Below are 18,818 nucleotides of genomic sequence, written 5' to 3'. Positions count from 1 at the left end.
TCAATCAGCGATTGGTTGAGGTCTAGTTGTACAGTTACTTAAATCTTGAGAGTACAAAAACCATAAAATTTATCTAAATTTCCAATTTTCTGTTGTACAGTTACTTAAATCTTGAGAGTACAAAAACAAATGTAAAAAGCAAATTTAGAAGAAAGGAGTTGTACAGTTACTTAAATCTTGAGAGTACAAAAACCTTGATGGTTATGAGTGTAATAGGCGCCTGGTTGTACAGTTACTTAAATCTTGAGAGTACAAAAACGGAAGTTTTAACAATGTGGATGAGCTTATCGTTGTACAGTTACTTAAATCTTGAGAGTACAAAAACGGAGCAGTAAGCTTGACAGCTTTTTCAGTGTTGTACAGTTACTTAAATCTTGAGAGTACAAAAACCTTTCAGGATTTTACTTATTCTGATGATGGGTTGTACAGTTACTTAAATCTTGAGAGTACAAAAACTTAGTGAAATATCGTACAAGCTAGCAAAAGGTTGTACAGTTACTTAAATCTTGAGAGTACAAAAACGTGCGTTTGATATAATAAAGTGACGGGCTAGTTGTACAGTTACTTAAATCTTGAGAGTACAAAAACTTTTGATCCCAAGGCTCGTATGATACTCTGTTGTACAGTTACTTAAATCTTGAGAGTACAAAAACTAGAAAGGAGGTGAGTAAAGATGGGGCTTTGTTGTACAGTTACTTAAATCTTGAGAGTACAAAAACCCAGCGCCAATCCATCAAGTAAACCTGTTAGTTGTACAGTTACTTAAATCTTGAGAGTACAAAAACAATTGTGTTATAATGATTATAGAAATAGAAGTTGTACAGTTACTTAAATCTTGAGAGTACAAAAACCTGTTGAAATATCTCCATCGTCTGAAACAGGTTGTACAGTTACTTAAATCTTGAGAGTACAAAAACTGGTGGCAAAGCAAAGGCTTCACCTTCAGCGTTGTACAGTTACTTAAATCTTGAGAGTACAAAAACTATCTATTCCAATTGAATAGATTTCAATATGTTGTACAGTTACTTAAATCTTGAGAGTACAAAAACGTTGAATGTGCATGAATTTGTCTGTATGGTGTTGTACAGTTACTTAAATCTTGAGAGTACAAAAACTTCTTTTTTTAAAAAAATTATTTCGTAGTGGTTGTACAGTTACTTAAATCTTGAGAGTACAAAAACGCGCTTTGGCATTTGAGAAAGTGGTCTTGTGTTGTACAGTTACTTAAATCTTGAGAGTACAAAAACGTATATTAGATCTCTCGTTGTATGATTTTGGTTGTACAGTTACTTAAATCTTGAGAGTACAAAAACCATACACTCTATCTAAATTTCCAATTTTCTGTTGTACAGTTACTTAAATCTTGAGAGTACAAAAACCGCCTTTGTAGCCGGTTTCGGCTGCGACCTGTTGTACAGTTACTTAAATCTTGAGAGTACAAAAACCTCTTGAGAGAACTTGCTCGCATCTCCGTTGTTGTACAGTTACTTAAATCTTGAGAGTACAAAAACGCGTCCCAATCTGGAATCCACCAATACGAGTTGTACAGTTACTTAAATCTTGAGAGTACAAAAACGTAATCACTGGTATAGACATGGCTTCCGTAGTTGTACAGTTACTTAAATCTTGAGAGTACAAAAACAATTGAGGTAATACCATTTTTCGTAGTATTGTTGTACAGTTACTTAAATCTTGAGAGTACAAAAACACATGCCTATTTCAGATGATTACTTTGAGTGTTGTACAGTTACTTAAATCTTGAGAGTACAAAAACCTCAAATTCGTCAATTTTGATTTTTGTTCCCTCAAAAACATTATAAAGCCTTAAATCTCACTCGTCAATACTATTCTTCCAAATATTTCAATAACATAGGATTGATTGATCCAATACAGAATTTTTTTTTCATTTCATATTGATACAAATTATTCAAAATTTTTAATGCCACTTGATCTTCTACAGATAGACTCATGTGGAGAATGTCCGAGCTAAATAAATAGGATCCAATTTTTCTTAAAGAAGTTAAAAATTCTTGTTCATCAGGTATTTGATTTATTGGATACTGATTGGTAAAGCGATCATACATGAATTCTAGCGAATAAAAATGATCAACATAATCGGAAACAATATTGATTTCCTCTAAAACTTCTTTCGTGACATGAAGATAACCTTCATTGGAAGGAAACAAAACAATATATAATGAATCATTATGATTAGTCAGAAACTCCATTTTCTCGCAACATTCAACAAAATCACTATAGGATAGAAAATCATCCAAATTTCGTAAGACAAGCAAAAACTTTTCAGAACTGTTCGTCGCCATGACTTCTAACATGGAAAGAAATAATAAAAACTTTGTCTTATTGTCTACAAATTCAAAGGATATATTTTTATCATTTTTTCCAAAGTATGGTAAAAAATTCTTTTGAATCAATTGATCCGTATTAAAATATTTTGCTTCGGTATGATAGATAATTTCATCTAATTGAAGATTCAACTTCTGATTCAATAGAAGTGAAATCCTATCTAGATTGTCATTGATATTTTCAATTTGCTCCATTATCTCTATAGAATTAATCTTTTTCTTTATATAATCATAGGCTACTGTTCCTTTTTTATATTCCATTTGTTCAATTAAATCATTGATATTGGACACTTGAATAACACTGAATTCTGACCGGGAAACCATTATATCGTCTATTAGTATTTTAGGCTCATTTTGTTCAAATAGAACTAAATCTTCCTCACTATATTTTTTTCCTCCAAAATACCATAATAGTATCTGCCAAATATAATATTTTAATTGCTGATCTTGACCTACAATTTGAGTAAATTGACCAAAACTTAATGAAATTTTATCCTTGTATGGATAACTAATGTTCATGTTCATATAACTACCAACTTATTATCACTGACTACTTCTTCTTGCTTTGTTTTTCCACCAATTATTAAAACCATTTCAGAAAATTGTTTTTCAGTCACAGCTAGCAAACGGACATTCCCACTTGGTAAATTACTCTGACTTAATTTTTTATAGAATTTACTTGCAAAACTTCGATTAGGACAGGTTCGATAATAAACAGAAAACTGCAACATTTCAAAACCATTGGCAATTAAATCTTTCCGAAAGTTACGATAGACCCTTTTTTCTTGATTAGTTTCCATTGGTAAATCAAAAAAACACAATAATCTCAATGCTTCATACCTCATTTCTTTAGCTCCATTCTATACTCGACACCACCGGACAGTAAAATTTACTAGTATCCTTATCAGAGATACATTTTAGAAAGCCTTTGACATATTTATCCATTGCTACTGTTACAGAACACGTTTCTTTCCCATAACGAATCTTTGCATTTAATGTATCTGTTAGCGCCAAGCGAAACTCGTACTTCAAATATTCTTCATCTCGTAAATTTTGATAGACCCAGACATCGATAATCTGCCGAAAAGGTTCCATTAGATCATCAACCAAGTTAAACTGGTTATATTCATTCTTATGGAAAATGCCAATCAAAGGATTCAAACCATAACCAGCAATAATACGTGCCATCTGCGCTCTCATGATTGCATAACCATAATTTAGGCCAGCATTGATGACATCCGTTTCCTGTTGTGTAAGACGTACGAATTTCTTTCCAAATAATTCATTGAAATAAACTTTAGCAGCATGACCTTCACGATTGGTTTTATCTCCATATTCAATATGATCTTTATAGTCTGCTAATAATTGAATGCATTCAATATTTTTCTCAAACATTGCAAGAACATCTTGCTGATTGTTTATTTTGAAGTAGGTCACTATCTGCCATAATTTATCTTTTTGCTCCTGCGTCCACAATAATTGCTCCTGTAATTTTTTATAGGCTCTAAAATGGCCATTTTGAGAATGATAAATTCCAGTAGGCAAGTGCTCATTATCACAGACAATCAAGGCAATATTGTACTTACTTAAAGCACTTAATAACCTTAAAGTTACAACAGTCTCCCCTCCTTCTGCTACAATTATCGAAATATCACTCAGTGGGATAACATAGTCTTGACCCATTTTCTTAATTAAAAGGTTATCCAACTTCAATTGCATTTTTTCACTCTGACAGACATGCACAATTCTCCAAGTCATCGTATTTCCCTCTTTCACAAAACGAAAACACCCCGCCATAAATGACAGGGTGTTGAATTCGGCATGAAGCCTTATCTTTGTAGCTTCTGCAAGATTTAAGTAACTGTGCAAGGCGTCCCTTACATTTACTATTATAATACATTGTACCAGCGTTTGCAACTCTTTTTTTAATATTTTTTAAAATTTGAGTTTTGGTTCGTCACCCTCTTTTTTAATGATATGTTTTTTACCCAAAACATCTGTTTTGACTTTAAAAATAGAGATATTTGATTTATTTAATCCTTTCAAACACCGTCCTCCTTTCGCAACATTTCCAAGTATCGTTATCAATTCTTGTTCTCCATCAAATTTAGCTTTATCATAAGGTTTTAATTCGATATAATGTTTTGCCGTATCATTCCTTGAATTAAATCTAAATAATTTTTGTTCATTGTTTTCTGAATCTTTTATTAATATCAAATCATTTTTATAGAGAGTAAATTTAAATTCAGACTGCTCATCGATACCTTCAATTCTCTTTATAGAATTATACTTCTGATTAGAAATACTATATTTCCCACTACCTTTTTCAAAGGATAAATCAGAATATTTCAAACCCATCAATTCATATTTTTTAGTCTGATGATTAAAATAAACATCTGTCCTCCAAGGCTTAAGTGACTGAAGAACCACTTGATTATCACTACTTTCTGGTGTGATATCAATGTGATTACCTAGTTTATTATCATAGTATTTAAGACTTTTAATTTCTGGACCATTACTTTTTTTACTGTACTTTCGAATAGGCCCATTTTCTTGTCTATATTTCTCAAAAGGATTGCAAGGGATCTCTTTATTTTTATCGTTCAATTCTTTAGAAGGATAGGTTCTTAAAATTTCTTCAATCACTTTTTCAAATGTTTGTGGATCTTTGTGATACATCAAGAATTTACTCTTATCTTTATTATAAATTTTAATGAAAGCATCATATCCTGCTTGACTATAAATATCTTTAATCTTACCTAAAACATAAGTTTCTTCAGACTTCTCTTTATCCAATTTCGCTTTTCTTGTTGCATAAATTGTAGCATCTGAAATTTTTCGATTAAATTTTGAATCTACTTGATAAGAAAATAGAATACTATCCTCAAATGTCTTGCTACTTAATGTATCAACAAAATGGTCATAAGGAGCTTTAAACACTAACTCTTTGTATTCATCATCACTTAATGAAATAATTTCTCCAGTCTCTGAATCAACAAACTGTCCTTCTTTATAAGCAATCAGAGGATTATTCTGTTTTTTCCATAATCTTAATTGACTCGAAGCGGCAATAATTAAGGCATCAACAGCATGATGATGGTAAGTCTCACGAGACTTTTCAAGTCCCCACTTTCTTCTTAGCTGAGAGGTAAATTGTCCACGTACCACCGAAATAGTTGTATCGAATTTATGCGCTTTATAAAAATCTTGTAGAGCATTTAAAACAACTCGAGAAGAATATCGAGTGTCAATTAAATTCCGTTCGATGAATTTCTGCTTCACTTCAATTTTACTAATATCTTCTTCCGTTAAAAGGTACTCTTTCTTTTTATTACCTAATAATTTAGACTCTTTTACATAAGATTTAAACTCACGGTAGGACCAGGCATCATCCATACTATCTAAAGCCTGAAACGGAGTACGTTGGCCTTTTTCTTGGTTTGCTGTAGCTAGAACCAATACTTTATTAGATAGACTATCATCAAACGATAAAGAAAGAGGTAAAATATGGTCAATTTCGTACTTGTACTGATTGTGAATTAAATCTGAAATTGGAATGTTCTTCCCAGTATAGAGACACTTCTCTCCCTGCTGGTGCCATAAACGAATCTTAGTAGCCAATTCCTTCTGCCCATGAAAAATACTATCTGGTAACTCTTTTTTCCCATTGTATTGGAATGCAGCCTTTTCCATAGCTGCATTTTTCTCATCTTGGTTTGCCTTTTGACGTTTTATATAATCTTTCTTAGCGTCTTCTTCGTTATTTTCACGCGCCATTTCGATAACGATATTATCAAAGATACCATGTTTTTTAGTTGCTTCATTGATTATCTTTATGGCCTGTCTGACAGATTTTGCTACTACAGGGTTATAAATTTCTTCTGTTAATTCTTTTTCATCAATATACTTGGTTCTTTTTGATATTTCTTTAGATTTTTGTTTCCCCAATCGTGTTAGAATTGTCATTTGCTCTTCTGAAGTTTCATAGAGTTCTGGTATCAATTCCATCATGAGTTTAAGAGAAAAATTATGCCATCCCTTACTAAATAGACTGCTATTATTTTTTCTAAATTGAACTAATTCAAGTACTTGGTCTTGACTAAAAGAATCCTTTAACTTTGTGTTAATCGCTTCTTCTATACCTTCTCGTTCAGTATTTAGAGTTAAAATATGGGCAAGCTCATCTAGAACATTTCTAGACAATTCCCCAACTGAAATTGTTTCTAGCGATTGCATTTTTCGATATGCTTCAAAAGTATGTATTTCAGGTTTATTGTTTACATCAACTCGATAACCACGTATCTGATCTACTGAAGCATCAATCATTTTAGCAATGTACTTCAATAAGGTTGAGGCTCCTAAGGTTTTAGCTTCCTTAGCATACTCAACAATAACTTTCTTTTGTTCCTCACTAAGTTTCTTCGTTTCTGTAGGAACTGTTAAATTATTTAAATCATTTAGTAAATTAAACTCTTGAGCAGTATAGGAAGCTTTTGAAGCTCTGTATTCATCCGGATAAAATGTACATTTCCCAATTAAAATACCAAAAATATTATCTAACGTCGTACCGTCTGTTCTAAAACGTCCATAATCCGTCCGAGATTTTTCATTACCTGGTCCATGATAATATTTTCTTTTCCCTGTAAGGATTTTTAGACAATCCTCTATAAATTCATCTGTAATTTTACTATTGAATTCCTGCTGTTTTCTAAGAATTCTTTCAGCTTCTTTTCTATAAGCAGATGTTGAAAAAACATTGATCAATCGGCGTTTCTCACCATTTTCCACAACAGTGAAATCTCCTCTTACCTGACCATATTTTTCGAAACGTTCTAGTTGGATTTGACCAGGTGTTTGTTCAGCAAGTAATTTTCTATTTTCTTCAACTGCCTTACCATAATCAGATGATACTGTACCCCCATCCTCAGAAGCATCATCTAAATAGCTAATACCACGTCTCTTAACAATGTTCTTTAAAGCTATGAACAGCTCTTCATTCGTTAGTTGCTGATTCAAGCCATCTACACGAAGTCGATATGGATTAAGATTAATGGATACCTTAGAAAAATCAGTTAACAAACCATAGTCTTCAAATAGATCTTGAAAGCGAACACCACGGTGTTTTTTCCTACGATGTAATCGTCGAGCCTGTCTATTTTTTCTTCTTTCAACATTATTATCAGCTGTTGCAGCTGGAAAAAGACGAGAATTCGCATGGATAATCTTTCCAGAATTTTTTTCTAGAATTCCCACTCCTACGGATGCAATACCAATATCCAATCCTAAAACTAAACCGTTCATAGTCAATCTCCTAACTAGTTATCATATCAACTAAATTTTACTCTTTCCTTCCTAAAAAATCAAATAATTATAAGCAATTACTTAAAATCTTTTACTATATATAATTATATTCAAATTCTCCCACTTCCATCATTCACCACAAACAAAAAAGCGTGGTCTCACGCTTTTAGATTTCTATTTTAACTTGAGTGATTTCTACATAAAAAATCAATAGTTTATATGCCCCCTGCAGGGATCGAACCTGCAACTACTCCTTAGGAGGGAGTTGTTATATCCATTGAACTAAGGGAGCTAGAGAAAAACCCTGCTGGGTGAGCAGAGTTTTTAGTCGAATTAACGACGGATTTCTTTGATACGAGCTGCCTTACCTTGAAGAGCACGCAAGTAGTACAATTTCGCACGACGTACTTTACCGTAACGAACAACTTCGATTTTTTCAACACGTGGAGTGTGAATTGGGAAGATACGCTCAACACCTACACCGTTAGAGATTTTACGAACTGTGTAGTTTTCTGAGATGCCAGCACCTTTACGTGCGATAACAACACCTTCAAAAATCTGGATACGTTCACGGTTACCTTCGACAACTTTCGCGTGTACACGAACTGTGTCACCAGGACGGAATGATGGGATATCTGTACGAAGTTGACCTTCAGTCAAGCTTTGGATTAATGGATTCATTTTATTCTCCTATCTTTGTCAATCTTGAGGAACCTTCCTCAGCGGATAAACTGTATTTTTGTGCGTCCATTACACACAAGATACAGTTTACCAAATTTCCACCTAAAAGTAAAGAAATTTATAGCAGAATTCCTAAAAAAATCGCTAGAAAACCGCCTATGTAAGTTAAGAGAAAATAGCTATAAAATACCTTCTTGTCACTTAACAGTCTTTGCAGCTCATCATTCAAGGTTGAAAAGGTCGTCAACCCTCCACAAAAACCTGTCGCTAGGATAGCATAGATTTCCTTGGACTCCACATGATTGTAGAGTAAGCCAATTAAAAAACATCCTATAAGATTGGCTATGAGAGTTCCTAGAGGTAATTTTGAAGCTTGATTATAGCGGGAAAAGAAATAACGCACCAGGGCTCCAAGTCCGCAGGCGATTGCAAGATAGACGATTACCATTTCTTCCTCCCTAGACAATAAGCCAAGAGCAGGCCTCCGCCAATACTCAAAAGTAGGTAGATGCCTAAACTAAGATAACGCTCGGTATCGAGCAACTTCACAGCATCCAAAAGCAGGCTAGAAAAGGTTGTTAAACCACCGCAAAAGCCTGTACCCAGCGCCAAAACCAAACCTTTACTGCTTCCCTTATAGACCAGATAGCCTTTTACCAGATAGACCAAGCAGAAAATTCCCAGATAGTTGACAAGGAGGGTTCCCCAAGGAAAGTCAGGACTGGCTGGCAACTGACTAGATAGAAAATAGCGGACAAGTCCACCCAACATAGCAGCTAAAAAAATCCCTAGCGGATAGAATTGTTCTTTTTTCATTTGATGTTTTGATCCTGATAGTCACGCGAACGTTTGAGAATATCTGAAAAAGTCGCAACAATGGTTTCTTGATAATTCTTATTGGTTACACGACTTCTTACCCTTTCAAAAATGACTTCTTCTCGCTTGCTATCTAAAATAGGTTTTCCTGAGGCTTTCTTATAGGCAACTACTCCCTCAACCAAATGCATCCGTTCTTCTAGGAGCTTGACGATTTGGTCGTCGATTTGATCAATTTCTTGCCGAATACTAGCTAAATCCATAGTGTCTCCTCCTTTATTTGAATTATTGTATCAAAAAGCCAGCAAATAGGCTAGTAAAATCTAGTTTAACTACTAAAAACTGCACTGACTCCTTCCAGTCAGTGCAGTTTGTTTCTTATCCTACTTTTGCAGCCAATTCTTCTGCGAATTGTTCCAAGCGTTCGATGTCTTCTTCTTCGGCAGAAAGGTCTACTTTAACGCACTCTGAACCTTTTTCAGCTCCTGTCGCTACAAATACACGATCAAAGTCATCAACAGCCTTACAGAATTCGTCGTAGAAGGTATCTCCTGAACCGACCACTCCGTAGATTTTGCCATTCAAGTTGAGATCAGCTAGGTCTTCGTAGAAGTCCATCATCTCATCTGGCAATTCTCCATCTCCGTAAGTGTAAGTCGCAACGATTGCGATATCCGCTTCCAAGAAGTCTGAAGCGTCAACAGTCGTACATTCATCAACATCGACATCCAAGCCCAAATCTCGCAATTTATCTGCTACAATATCTGCAATTTCTTCGGTATTACCGGTCATACTGGCAAATACAATTTTTGCTAATGCCATATCGTCCTCCTCAATTTATCTTTCTCCATTATATCATATCTTTTTCATTTTAAAAATAAAAATTCTTGTGCTACAATGAAATGAGAAAGAATTGAGGTTATTTATGGAAATTTGCCAGCAAATATTAGAGAAAATCAAAGAATACGATACCATTATCATTCACCGTCATATGAAACCAGATCCAGATGCCATAGGGAGTCAGGTAGGCTTGAAAGCTCTTCTCACACACCATTTTCCTGAAAAGACCATCAAAGCCGTCGGTTTTAACGAACCAACTCTAACTTGGATGGCGGAAATGGATACTGTCCAAGACAGTGACTACCAAGGAGCTCTTGCTATTATTTGTGATACAGCGAATCGTCCTCGTATCGATGATAAACGCTACGAACAAGCTGATTTCACCATCAAAATCGATCACCATCCAAATGATGATATCTATGGTGACCTATCTTGGGTGGATACAAGTTCAAGCAGCGCCAGTGAGATGATTGCTCTATTTGCTCAAGAAAATCAGCTAGCTTTATCTAGTGAAGCGGCACGACTTCTCTATGCAGGAATTGTTGGAGACACAGGGCGTTTTCTCTACCCGTCAACTAGTGCCCGTACCTTTAGAATAGCTGGCCAGCTCCGAGAAATTGATTTTGACTTTGCTGGATTGTCTCGTCAAATGGATACCATGAGCTTCAAGATTGCAAAATTGCAAGGATATGTTTATGATCACTTAGAAGTTGATGAGAATGGGGCTGCACGCGTTCTGCTTACTCAAGACATCTTGGAAAAATATAAGGTTACGGATGCTGAAACAGCGGCAATTGTCGGAGCACCTGGTCGAATTGATACTGTTAAGGCTTGGGCTATCTTTGTTGAGCAAGCTGATGGTCACTTCCGTGTGCGAATGCGCAGTAAAATTACCCCTATCAATGAAATTGCCAAAGAACACGACGGAGGAGGACATCCATTAGCTAGTGGCGCCAATTCCTATAGTCTAGAAGAAAACGAACAAATATACAAAGAACTGAAAGAGGCTCTACAGGTTCACCAAGGCTAAGAAAGAATTTTGTTGGCCTTTTATATGCTAGATTCTTAAAATATACGGTTTCTTTGTACCTCAGTTTATGGTATAATAAATCAAACTGAATAAAAGGAGACTTAATAATGGAAAAAAATCGTTTGTTTATCCTCATTTCTGCTGGAGTAGCAATCCTTGGTTCACTTTTGCCATGGGCTAGTTTAAATGCAGGTGCTTTTGGGTCCTATAGTGTGAATGGTTACCAAGGAGATGGGTGGTTTGTCATTATCGCAGCTATTGTGTCTATTGTTCTTGCGTGCTTGAATAACATGAATAAAGCAATGCCTAAAGGGTTCTCAATTGGTGTCATTGTTGCGGGTGCAATTGCAACTCTCGTTACACTAAATAGTCTCTTTAATGTAAATAAATACATGTCTAACTTTGGTGGATATGGCATTTCAATCGGCTTTGGTTTGATTTTAGCTATTCTTGCTAGCATTGCACTAGTTGTAACTGGTCTCTTGGCAATGTCAGGTGGTAAAATTACCAAAGAATCATTTACTGAATTAGCTGAGTCTGGTAAAGATTTTGCTCAAACTGTCGGACGTGTAACAAGCTCTACCGTTAAAACTGCAGTCGAAGAAATCAAAAAAGAATCTCAAGAACGTAAAAAAGAAGAAACTACAGCTGAAAAAACAGAGACAGCTAAAGAGGAAACCGAGCAAAAAGAGGAAGCTAAGGAACCAGCTAATGTAGAAGCTGAATCAACAGCAGAAAACGCAGAACCAGTAAAAGAAGAAACTACAGAATCTGAAACAAAAACAGAAGCTGAGCCAGTAAACGAACCAACAGAAACAGAGGCTGAAGCTGAAACTGAAACTGTAACAGAATCAACAGAAACAGAACCTACTGAAACTGAAAAAGAGGCTAAATCAGCAGCAGAAAACACAGAACCAGTTAAAGAAACAGAAGTAAAAAATCAACAAGAAGAAAAAACTCCAAATCAAGAGAACTAATCATTCTTCTACCCTCACTCCAGTAAACACTGGAGTGATTTTTTATCAAGATTTTTAATAAAATCAGGGAAAAGACTTGCCAAACTTATCAGAATCTGATAGACTAGTATGGTAACAATCTATGGCTCGCAAAGAGACCATGGCAGAAAGGAAATATTGCAAAATGAAAAAAGATATCCATCCAGAATATCGCCCAGTTGTCTTCATGGACACAACTACTGGTTACAAATTCCTTAGCGGTTCAACAAAACGCTCTAACGAAACTGTTGAGTTCGAAGGCGAAACTTACCCATTGATCCGTGTGGAAATTTCATCAGACTCACACCCATTCTACACTGGACGTCAAAAGTTCACTCAAGCAGATGGACGCGTGGATCGTTTCAACAAAAAATACGGTCTCAAATAATCAAAAAAAGAACAGTTACCACTGTTCTTTTTTTGTACTTCTTTTTATGAACCAATCACTACTACTTTCTATTTGTCAACCTTCACGCTAACACTATGATTGATTTCAAACGAGTTTAAAAAATATCGAAAAGAAGCTTGATATTGAGAATGGTCAAGATGATTGAAACTGCGTAACCTAGGATGGTGTTCCACTTAGCATTGGTGAATTCTCCCATCAGTGACTTCTTAGAGGTCAGATAGATTAAGGGGAAGATTGAAAACGGAAGAGCAATTGACAGAAAGACCTGTGAATAGACCAATAACTGATCTAAGGTTTTTTCTTGATGTCCAAACAAGACGGCTACAATAATCACAGGAAGCAAGGCAAAAATACGTGTACCGATACGGATAATCCACTGTGGCAATCTTAGATGTAAGAAACCTTCCATGACAATCTGTCCTGTCAAGGTACCTGTAATGGTCGAATTTTGTCCACTTGCTAAGAGGGCTAGGGCAAATAAAGTTGACAGAGTTGAACTAGCTATCGCTCCTGCTATCTTCGAATCTTGTAAAGCATTGTACATTTGAGAAAAAGCTGAAATTTCAGATGCATGCCCAAAAAAGAGAGATGCACCCAAAATGAGCAACAAGGAATTGACAATAAAGGCTAGGGACAGCTGAATATTTGAATCCCAGGTCATAAAACGCACGGCTTTTCGAACATCCTTCTTATCTTTGTGATTGATTTTCCTTGTTTGGGATAGGGAAGAATGAAGATATAGATTATGGGGCATGACTGTAGCTCCTACAATTCCTAGAGCCAAGGTCAATTGGCTTTCATGACCTGGCAATGGTGTTTCAAATAAAGTTGAGGTTGGTAAATAACCACCAATAATCCCCTGGATACTTGGATTGGATAAAGCTACCAGATAGGTAAAGATGGCTAATATGGTTAAAATAAGGGTCGTAACAATGGCTTCAATTTTTTTGAAGCCAAATTTCATTAACAACAACAAAAGAAATACATCTAAAACGGTTAAGAGGATAGCGACCATAATCGGTATTTTAAATAAAAGATTTAAGGCAATCGCTGAGCCTAGAACCTCAGCTAAGTCTGTCGCCATTAAAGCTAATTCTAAAATCACCCAAAGACTATAGCGAAGCCACTTGGGAGCATGATGTGCAGTTGCCTGTGCTAGGTCCATCTTAGTTACGATACCGAGCTTTCCAGCCATCTGTTGTAACTGCATGGCGATGATGGATGAAATCAAAATAACAAATAAGAGACTATATTTGTAGGAAGCACCACCAACCACACTAGTAATCCAGTTTCCAGGATCCATATAACCAACTGCTACAAGGGCTCCAGGTCCTAAAAAAGCTTTTAGATTTTGCCAAAAATGATTGTTATTGGGAGTTTCAATAGATTGATTGATCTCAGAAAGAGAGACTTTTTTATAAGAGGACATAGGGATTTTACACTTTCTAATCTGTCTTTACATATTTCTTAATAGAATATTTTTTGAAAGAATGATGAAAATAGTTTACCTATTTCCAATTCACGCTTATTATATCACATTTTAGAATGATTACAAATAAAAAAAATGATAGTTGAAATAAGCAATATCAGTATTGCAAAAGCCAGCGTTTTCTGACGCTGGCTTTAAAACTGTAAAAATTCTTTCTCAACTAGATCGCTTCTGTGACAAAACTACGGCTTTCTAGCACCTTAAGCATGGCATTAGCTGTATCTAGGGCTGTAAATAGTGGCACACCGTGTTCAATAGCTGAACGGCGGATTTGCTCACCATCTTCGTCAGCAGTTCGCTTGGTTCCGACAGTATTGATAATTGCTTGAATTTTCCCTTTGCGAACAAAGCTTGGGATATCCTGTTCATCGTCACCGATCTTACCAACAGGTTGGGCTTGCAGTCCATGACTAGCAAAGAAGGCTGCTGTCCCTTCTGTCGCGAGGATACCGTAGCCGATATTTTGGAAACGACGAGCCAAGTCCAAGGCTTCATCTTTGGCATCATCAGCGATGGTAAAGACCACATTTCCAAAAGTTGGCAAGTGCAGGTAAGAAGCTTCAAAGGCCTTGTACAAAGCTTTTTCAAGAGTAGTATCAGAACCCATAACTTCCCCTGTTGACTTCATTTCAGGACCGAGCAAGCTGTCTACCTTAGCTAGTTTCGTAAAGGAGAAGACTGGCGCCTTGATATGAACGCGAGTGCTTTCTGGATAAAGTCCATCTTGGTAGCCAAGTTCTTCAAGACTTTGACCAAGAATGAGCTTGGTTGCTACTTGAGCCATAGGAATATTAGTTACCTTAGAAAGGAATGGCACCGTACGGCTGGCACGTGGATTGACCTCAATAACGTAGACTTTTTCATCCTTGATGACAAACTGGATGTTCATCATCCCAAGACAGTTAAGGCCGATTGCTAGGCGTTTGGTGTAGTCTGCGATAGTTTCCTGAACCTTTCGCGACAAGGTTTGTGGAGGATAAACAGCCATGGAGTCACCTGAGTGGACACCAGCACGCTCGATATGTTCCATGATACCAGGGATAAGGACATTTTCTCCATCTGAAATGGCATCAACTTCACACTCTTGCCCAACGATGTAAGAGTCAACAAGAACTGGGTGGTCTGGACTAGCCTTAACAGCGGTACGCATGTAAGAACGGAGGTCTTCTTCGTTTTCAACGATTTCCATGGCACGTCCCCCCAAGACATAAGATGGGCGAACAAGGACTGGGAAACCAATCTTGCGAGCTGCAAGCACGGCTTCTTCTTCATTGGTAGCCGTTTGTCCTGGTGGCTGTGGAATATCCAGGTCTTTTAGAGCTTGCTCGAAGAGGTCACGGTCTTCTGCACGGTCTAGATCAGCGACTTGCGTACCAAGGATGGTCACACCAGCTTTTGCCAAGGGCTCTGCAAGGTTGATAGCTGTTTGACCACCGAACTGAACAATAACGCCTTTTGGTTGCTCCAAATCAATGACATTCATGACATCTTCAAAAGTTAATGGCTCAAAGTAGAGCTTGTCAGACACAGAGAAGTCCGTCGAAACAGTCTCTGGATTTGAGTTCATGATGATGGCTTCATAACCAGCAGCCTGAATCGCCTTAACAGAGTGAACAGTTGCATAGTCAAACTCAACCCCTTGTCCGATACGGATTGGACCTGAACCTAGGACTAGGACGGATTCCTTATCAGACTTGATAGACTCATTTTCCCATCCATAGGTTGAATAGAAATATGGTGTTTCAGAGTCAAACTCCGCCGCACAGGTATCGACCATCTTGTAGACTGGGACAATCTTGTTTTCCAAGCGAAGTTGGCGAACTTGCTCAGCTGTCGTTTCCCAAAGCTCCGCAATCTTGCGGTCTGAAAATCCATTGAGTTTAGCTGTTTTCAAGACTTCTAGATCTTGTGGATGGGCACCTAATTCTTGCTCAATTTCAAAGATGTGCAAGAGTTTATCAAGATAAAAGATATCAATTTTCGTAAGCTCAGCGATTTCTTCTGGTGTGTAACCACGGCGAATAGCTTCTGATACGTAGAAGAGACGGTCATCTTGGGCCTTGACAACCTTTTCAATCAAGGCATCATCAGAAACGGTTGCCAATTCAGGCATTTCATTGTGGTGAACCCCAATTTCAAGTGAACGACAGGCTTTAAGAAGAGACTCCTCAATGTTCCGACCGATGGCCATAACTTCTCCAGTTGCCTTCATCTGGGTACCGAGACGACGTTCCCCTTTTTCAAACTTGTCAAATGGGAAACGTGGAATCTTAGCAACGACGTAGTCAAGAGCTGGTTCAAACATAGCATAAGTTGAACCTGTAACTGGGTTGATGACCTCATCCAGAGTCAAACCAACGGCAATCTTGGCAGCCAATTTGGCAATCGGATAACCCGTCGCCTTAGAAGCAAGGGCAGAAGAACGCGATACACGAGGGTTTACTTCGATAACATAGTACTTAAAGCTATGGGGATCAAGGGCTAGCTGAACGTTACATCCACCTTCAATCTTGAGAGCGCGGATAATGCTCAAGCTGGCATCACGAAGCATTTGGTTTTCATAGTCTGACATGGTTTGCGCAGGGGCAAATACAATAGAGTCCCCTGTGTGAATTCCAACTGGGTCAAAGTTTTCCATGTTACAAACAACGAGGGCATTGTCAGCCGAGTCACGCATAACTTCGTACTCGATTTCCTTGAAACCTGCAATGGAACGCTCAATCAAACATTGGGTAACAGGTGACAGTTTCAAACCATTTTCAGCGATTTCACGCAATTCTTCCTCATTGGCACACATACCACCACCAGTACCACCTAGGGTAAAGGCTGGACGGACGATGACAGGGTAGCCGATTGACGCCGCAAAGGCAACAGCTTCTTCCACTGTGTTGACAATTTCAGATTCAGGGATTGGCTGCTCAAGCTCTTCCATCAATTGTTTAAAGAGGTCACGGTCCTCCGCTTGGTCGATGGCCGATAATTTAGTACCGAGAAGTTCTACTCCCAATTCATCTAGGATACCATTTTTAGACAATTCCATGGCCATATTGAGCCCTGTTTGGCCTCCAAGAGTTGGAAGCAAGGCATCTGGACGTTCCTTACGGAGAATACGCGTCACAAACTCAAGTGTAATTGGTTCGATGTAAACCTTGTCAGCAATCTCCTTGTCCGTCATGATGGTGGCAGGGTTTGAGTTCACCAAGACAACCTCATAACCTTCCTCTTTCAAAGACAAGCAGGCCTGGGTCCCAGCGTAGTCAAACTCAGCAGCCTGACCAATAATAATCGGACCAGAACCAATCACCATAATTTTTTGAATATCTGTACGTTTAGGCATTTATAAGATATTAAGGGCGTCAAGCGGACAAAGCTAAAATAGGAGTTATGACGAAGAACTATCAGTTCTAGGAATAACTATCTTTTTAGCACCGTCCGTAGCCCGTATTCAGTTCAGCAAATACGGACCACCCTTCTCCTTTCTATTCGGCAACTCTCGGGTTGCCATTAAATAAATTCTCCGACGATTTTTTAGAGAAACGATATTTTTCGATAAAAAATCTAGTGCAGGGAGTTTTTAGTTCGCCTGATAGCGACTAAAAGAAACGACCTGCCTTTCTATTCGTCGCCTCACAGAGCGACATTAAATAAGATACAAAGGACGAATAGAAAGCGATTGAATTTTAGGAAATCAAGGAAGGATTGACAATCCAAGTTGGTTTCTCTAAATTCCGAGCTTTCCGTCCGTGTTCAGTTACATAAATTCTCCGACGAGCTTTTACTCGTTCTTAGTTTGCTTGTTTAAAAGCTTCCATCATCTCGATAAACTCGTCAAATAGGTAGCTTGCGTCGTGTGGACCAGGAGCTGCATCTGGGTGGAATTGAACAGAGAAACCTGGTTGGTATCTGTGACGCACACCTTCAACTGACTTGTCATTGATTTCTTCGTGAGTAATAATCAAATGCTCTGGCAAGTCCTCACGGCTGACTGCATAACCGTGGTTCTGGCTAGTAAAGTCTACACGGCCTGTAGCAATCTCACGTACTGCATGGTTAAATCCACGGTGTCCAAATTTCATCTTATAAGTCTTAGCCCCGTTTGCCATAGCAAAGAGTTGGTGCCCCATACAAATTCCGAAGATTGGGATTTTTCCTTGCACACCACGAATCATGTCCAGTGCTTCTGGAACATCTTCTGGGTTACCTGGACCATTTGATAACATAACTCCATCAGGATTGAGGTGGAGAATTTCTTCTGCCGTTGTTGAATACGGAACAACCGTAACGTTACAGTTGCGCTTAGAAAGTTCACGTAGAATTGAGTGCTTGAGCCCAAAGTCTACTAAGACCACGCTCAAACCAACTCCTGGAGCTGGATAGGAAGTTTTAGTAGAAACTTGTTTGATATTGTCTGTCGGCAAGACTGTTGCTTGGAGCTGGTCCGTCACATGGTCCATACTGTCCCCAACGTGAGTCAAGGTTGCACGCATGGTACCATGCTTACGGATAATCTTGGTAAGTGCACGCGTATCAATCCCTGAAATACCTGGAATTTTCTTAGCTTTCAAAAATTCATCCAAGGTCATTTGGTTGCGCCAGTTGCTAGCTCGACGCGCTTCTTCGAAAACGACAACTCCCTTACAAGTTGGAATGATGGATTCGTAATCATCACGATTAATGCCATAATTTCCTACCAAAGGATAGGTAAAGGTCAAGATTTGCCCATTATAAGACTGGTCAGTAATGGATTCTTGATAGCCTGTCATCCCTGTATTAAAGACGATTTCGCCTGTTACATCTATATCTGCTCCGAAGGCCTTGCCTTCAAAAACTGTGCCATCTTCTAATACTAGAAGTCTTTTTGTCATATTTTCACCTCTCGTGGACGCTCACTGGC

The 18,818-nt window shown here is 37.7% G+C and carries 15 protein-coding genes, 1 tRNA gene and 1 CRISPR repeat array (1 of these 17 cut by a window edge); of the genes, 3 read left to right on the top strand and 13 right to left on the bottom strand.

All coding sequences use genetic code 11. The features are described from left to right. Positions 1 to 1,774: a CRISPR direct-repeat array (repeat unit 36 nt; unit sequence GTTGTACAGTTACTTAAATCTTGAGAGTACAAAAAC) (it extends 701 nt beyond the left edge of the window). 70 nt (positions 1,775 to 1,844) lie between these two features. From csn2-St to ACORHV_RS03295, 10 genes are all read right to left on the bottom strand, one after another. Further along, positions 1,845 to 2,888, bottom strand: coding sequence for a CRISPR-associated protein Csn2-St (gene csn2-St, locus ACORHV_RS03340; protein ID WP_001056912.1), 1,044 nt, complete (start codon positions 2,886 to 2,888; stop codon positions 1,845 to 1,847). After that, a complete protein-coding gene (gene cas2 / locus ACORHV_RS03335; RefSeq protein WP_001268300.1) occupies positions 2,885 to 3,208 on the bottom strand; it encodes a CRISPR-associated endonuclease Cas2 in 324 nt (107 codons plus the stop codon). Before cas2 ends, csn2-St begins: the two co-directional genes overlap by 4 nt. 4 nt (positions 3,209 to 3,212) lie before the next feature. After that, positions 3,213 to 4,121 carry a type II CRISPR-associated endonuclease Cas1 gene (cas1, locus tag ACORHV_RS03330; protein ID WP_000220253.1) on the bottom strand — a complete coding sequence of 303 codons (909 nt, stop codon included), beginning with the start codon at positions 4,119 to 4,121 and terminating at the stop codon, positions 3,213 to 3,215. Between the two features lie 177 nt (positions 4,122 to 4,298). Then, complete coding sequence (gene cas9, locus ACORHV_RS03325) at positions 4,299 to 7,664, bottom strand: type II CRISPR RNA-guided endonuclease Cas9 (RefSeq protein WP_001013909.1); 3,366 nt, start codon at positions 7,662 to 7,664, stop codon at positions 4,299 to 4,301. 220 nt (positions 7,665 to 7,884) lie between these two features. Then, positions 7,885 to 7,956: transfer RNA gene (locus ACORHV_RS03320), tRNA-Arg, on the bottom strand. Between the two features lie 41 nt (positions 7,957 to 7,997). After that, complete coding sequence (gene rplS / locus ACORHV_RS03315; RefSeq protein ID WP_001068669.1) at positions 7,998 to 8,345, bottom strand: 50S ribosomal protein L19; 348 nt, start codon at positions 8,343 to 8,345, stop codon at positions 7,998 to 8,000. Positions 8,346 to 8,463: 118 nt separating this feature from the next. After that, positions 8,464 to 8,793: a fluoride efflux transporter CrcB gene (gene crcB, locus ACORHV_RS03310; RefSeq protein ID WP_000237413.1), complete on the bottom strand. Its 330-nt coding sequence runs from the start codon at positions 8,791 to 8,793 to the stop codon at positions 8,464 to 8,466. Then, the gene (gene crcB / locus ACORHV_RS03305) at positions 8,787 to 9,161 is read right to left on the bottom strand and encodes a fluoride efflux transporter CrcB (RefSeq protein WP_000712084.1); all 375 of its coding nucleotides are present in this window, start codon (positions 9,159 to 9,161) and stop codon (positions 8,787 to 8,789) included. The genes crcB (ACORHV_RS03310) and crcB (ACORHV_RS03305) overlap by 7 nt, the downstream gene beginning before the upstream one ends. Then, positions 9,158 to 9,424, bottom strand: coding sequence for a chorismate mutase (locus tag ACORHV_RS03300; protein WP_000362352.1), 267 nt, complete (start codon positions 9,422 to 9,424; stop codon positions 9,158 to 9,160). The genes crcB (ACORHV_RS03305) and ACORHV_RS03300 overlap by 4 nt, the downstream gene beginning before the upstream one ends. A 115-nt stretch (positions 9,425 to 9,539) precedes the next feature. Continuing rightward, positions 9,540 to 9,983, bottom strand: coding sequence for a flavodoxin (locus ACORHV_RS03295; RefSeq protein WP_001162125.1), 444 nt, complete (start codon positions 9,981 to 9,983; stop codon positions 9,540 to 9,542). 103 nt (positions 9,984 to 10,086) lie between these two features. Here ACORHV_RS03295 and ACORHV_RS03290 point away from each other — a divergent pair, with 103 nt between their 5' ends. The 3 genes from ACORHV_RS03290 (at position 10,087) to ACORHV_RS03280 (ending at position 12,414) form a co-directional block, all read left to right on the top strand. Continuing rightward, positions 10,087 to 11,031, top strand: coding sequence for a DHH family phosphoesterase (locus tag ACORHV_RS03290; RefSeq protein WP_000401763.1), 945 nt, complete (start codon positions 10,087 to 10,089; stop codon positions 11,029 to 11,031). A gap of 107 nt (positions 11,032 to 11,138) precedes the next feature. Continuing rightward, entirely contained in the window at positions 11,139 to 12,008 is an 870-nt protein-coding gene (locus ACORHV_RS03285; protein WP_000414493.1) for a hypothetical protein, read from the top strand. Positions 12,009 to 12,171: 163 nt separating this feature from the next. Next, positions 12,172 to 12,414: a type B 50S ribosomal protein L31 gene (locus ACORHV_RS03280; RefSeq protein WP_000710762.1), complete on the top strand. Its 243-nt coding sequence runs from the start codon at positions 12,172 to 12,174 to the stop codon at positions 12,412 to 12,414. A gap of 115 nt (positions 12,415 to 12,529) precedes the next feature. On the opposite strand, the gene ACORHV_RS03275 is transcribed toward ACORHV_RS03280, so the two are convergent. The 3 genes from ACORHV_RS03275 to ACORHV_RS03265 all read right to left on the bottom strand — a co-directional run bounded on the left by ACORHV_RS03275 (position 12,530) and on the right by ACORHV_RS03265 (position 18,789). Next, entirely contained in the window at positions 12,530 to 13,864 is a 1,335-nt protein-coding gene (locus ACORHV_RS03275; protein ID WP_070696992.1) for an Nramp family divalent metal transporter, read from the bottom strand. A gap of 220 nt (positions 13,865 to 14,084) precedes the next feature. Continuing rightward, positions 14,085 to 17,261 carry a carbamoyl-phosphate synthase large subunit gene (gene carB, locus ACORHV_RS03270; RefSeq protein WP_008292738.1) on the bottom strand — a complete coding sequence of 1,059 codons (3,177 nt, stop codon included), beginning with the start codon at positions 17,259 to 17,261 and terminating at the stop codon, positions 14,085 to 14,087. Between the two features lie 448 nt (positions 17,262 to 17,709). Further along, positions 17,710 to 18,789 (bottom strand): carbamoyl phosphate synthase small subunit, encoded by a 1,080-nt coding sequence (locus tag ACORHV_RS03265; RefSeq protein WP_000166847.1) that lies wholly within the window; start codon positions 18,787 to 18,789, stop codon positions 17,710 to 17,712. Positions 18,790 to 18,818: the final 29 nt, after the last annotated feature.

It is taken from the genome of Streptococcus sp. KHUD_016, assembly GCF_051106465.1.
Lineage (GTDB): Bacteria > Bacillota > Bacilli > Lactobacillales > Streptococcaceae > Streptococcus.
Note: the sequence above shows the minus strand (reverse complement) of the source record. Positions and strands in the feature narration are given on the sequence as shown.

Bases quoted from the DNA above. Each gene is read 5' to 3' on its own strand.
- csn2-St (WP_001056912.1), bottom strand. From the start codon at position 2,888: ATGAACATGAACATTAGTTATCCATACAAGGATAAAATTTCATTAAGT.
- cas2 (WP_001268300.1), bottom strand. From the start codon at position 3,208: ATGAGGTATGAAGCATTGAGATTATTGTGTTTTTTTGATTTACCAATG.
- cas1 (WP_000220253.1), bottom strand. From the start codon at position 4,121: ATGACTTGGAGAATTGTGCATGTCTGTCAGAGTGAAAAAATGCAATTG.
- cas9 (WP_001013909.1), bottom strand. From the start codon at position 7,664: ATGAACGGTTTAGTTTTAGGATTGGATATTGGTATTGCATCCGTAGGA.
- rplS (WP_001068669.1), bottom strand. From the start codon at position 8,345: ATGAATCCATTAATCCAAAGCTTGACTGAAGGTCAACTTCGTACAGAT.
- crcB (WP_000237413.1), bottom strand. From the start codon at position 8,793: ATGGTAATCGTCTATCTTGCAATCGCCTGCGGACTTGGAGCCCTGGTG.
- crcB (WP_000712084.1), bottom strand. From the start codon at position 9,161: ATGAAAAAAGAACAATTCTATCCGCTAGGGATTTTTTTAGCTGCTATG.
- ACORHV_RS03300 (WP_000362352.1), bottom strand. From the start codon at position 9,424: ATGGATTTAGCTAGTATTCGGCAAGAAATTGATCAAATCGACGACCAA.
- ACORHV_RS03295 (WP_001162125.1), bottom strand. From the start codon at position 9,983: ATGGCATTAGCAAAAATTGTATTTGCCAGTATGACCGGTAATACCGAA.
- ACORHV_RS03290 (WP_000401763.1), top strand. From the start codon at position 10,087: ATGGAAATTTGCCAGCAAATATTAGAGAAAATCAAAGAATACGATACC.
- ACORHV_RS03285 (WP_000414493.1), top strand. From the start codon at position 11,139: ATGGAAAAAAATCGTTTGTTTATCCTCATTTCTGCTGGAGTAGCAATC.
- ACORHV_RS03280 (WP_000710762.1), top strand. From the start codon at position 12,172: ATGAAAAAAGATATCCATCCAGAATATCGCCCAGTTGTCTTCATGGAC.
- ACORHV_RS03275 (WP_070696992.1), bottom strand. From the start codon at position 13,864: ATGTCCTCTTATAAAAAAGTCTCTCTTTCTGAGATCAATCAATCTATT.
- carB (WP_008292738.1), bottom strand. From the start codon at position 17,261: ATGCCTAAACGTACAGATATTCAAAAAATTATGGTGATTGGTTCTGGT.
- ACORHV_RS03265 (WP_000166847.1), bottom strand. From the start codon at position 18,789: ATGACAAAAAGACTTCTAGTATTAGAAGATGGCACAGTTTTTGAAGGC.